This window comes from Rhodopirellula sp. UBA1907, assembly GCF_002337565.1.
Classification (GTDB): Bacteria; Planctomycetota; Planctomycetia; order Pirellulales; family Pirellulaceae; genus Rhodopirellula; species Rhodopirellula europaea.
On the sequence record NZ_DDGH01000005.1, the window covers coordinates 41,768 to 43,361 of the forward strand.

Below are 1,594 nucleotides of genomic sequence, written 5' to 3' on the forward strand. Positions count from 1 at the left end.
CCGTTCAGGCGTACGCGAGGGTGCGGGCCGGGCATGGGAAGTCTCGAAACGATCGATCTCAGCCGATCGTTGTTCGTTCTAAAAATACCAGGCGGCATTGTTCACCCGCCGATGTTTTCCGGCTCACTCCGTTTCGCTGATCGGCGTTTCTTTCTTGCCGTCACGGATGTAGGGCTCGCGGGTTTGTTCGCCTGTGGCGGGTTGGAATTCACGCACCCAAATGTTGCGGAACCGAACCGGGTTGCCGTGATCTTGGATCGTGATTGGACCCGTGGGGCTGTGAGCTTCGTACTTGGGTGGCCGGTTGTACGGCGTGTCGCCTTTCAGCTCGAAATGGTTCAAGATCAGCACCCCGTTGTGGACCGCGGTGATCGCGGCGGGGCTTTCCAGTTCGCCTGATTCGCTGAACCGAGGTGCGGTCCAGTAGATGTCGTAGGTGTTCCACTCGCCCGGCGGACGCATTGCGTTGGCGGCCGGCGGTGTTTGCTTGTAGATCGCTCCCGCCTGTCCATCGTGATAGGTTTCGTTTTCGTAGGAATCGAGCACCTGGATCTCATAGCGGCCCATCAAGAAAATCCCGCTGTTGCCGCGACCTTGTCCTTTGCCTTTCGCGGGGGTAGGAGCCGACCATTCCACGTGGACTTGGCAATCGCCAAACTCTTCCTTGCTGGTGATGGCGCCTTTTCCTGCGACCAAGTCGTCGCCATCGGTCGTCCAGTTGGAGATGTTCTTCCAGTTCTTCACATCTTCGCTCGAGCCGAACAACACGATCGCGTCTGATGGCGGGTCCGCTGCGGTCTCACCCGGGGTGACGATCGGCGGAGCTTGCCAGGTGATCCCATTGAGGTATTCCTCGCCAAAAGTGGGGGAGCAGAGGGCGGGGACGGTCAGTGTCGCGAGCGAAAAGGCGAGGGAGGCGAGACATCGGCGGTGAAGCATGGCGTTGGATTCGGAGAGGTAGGAAGCGGGGAATTTGGTCGCTCATTCTAGCCGAATCGTTTTCGTCCGGTTCGGAATTTCAAACACGGATTTTGGCGATCGAACTGATGACGCCCCGATCGGGCGGCGGATGCTGGGCAAAGGATGGTCGTTGGGCCTGCGTTTAGCGTCGCCCGAACCGGTTCGCTGCCCGAATAAGTTGCACGGTCGTTTCAATGGTTTCGGTGAGCGAAATCAATCGCCGGGCGGCCGCAAAGATCGCCTGAACCCGTCTTGCGGGATCGAGACGCCTCCGACATAATTCGCGTCTCGATGGAGCCAGGCACGTCTTTTAGCGAAGGCACTCCCCCCGCGAAACTATCTTCGCGAGGTCGCCGACGGGTTCATCGACATTTTCAGAAGAAGCCGAAGTGGCGGAATTGGCAGACGCGCTGGATTCAAAATCCAGTTGGAGCAATCCAGTGAGGGTTCGAGTCCCTCCTTCGGTACTTCTTCGAACATCGCCCGGACCAAATGGCCCGGGCTTTTTTTATGCGCCGACCGAAGTTTCGAAGTTGGTAACCACGTAGGCCAGGTTCCACCTGGCGGGGTGATTGGACGCTTGTCGTTGGTCTCGCGTTGGCACGCCAGCAGCACGCCTCGCTTTGTTCCAAAG

The 1,594-nt window shown here is 58.7% G+C and carries 1 protein-coding gene and 1 tRNA gene; one reads left to right on the top strand and one right to left on the bottom strand.

What is annotated here, in order from left to right:
• Positions 1 to 123 precede the first annotated feature (123 nt).
• Entirely contained in the window at positions 124 to 939 is an 816-nt protein-coding gene (locus B2R17_RS01875; protein WP_286762612.1) for a 3-keto-disaccharide hydrolase, read from the bottom strand.
• A gap of 404 nt (positions 940 to 1,343) precedes the next feature.
• Between B2R17_RS01875 and B2R17_RS01880 the strand changes: the two genes are divergently transcribed.
• Positions 1,344 to 1,427 (top strand) — tRNA-Leu (locus B2R17_RS01880).
• Positions 1,428 to 1,594: the final 167 nt, after the last annotated feature.

Bases quoted from the DNA above. Each gene is read 5' to 3' on its own strand.
- B2R17_RS01875 (WP_286762612.1), bottom strand. From the start codon at position 939: ATGCTTCACCGCCGATGTCTCGCCTCCCTCGCCTTTTCGCTCGCGACA.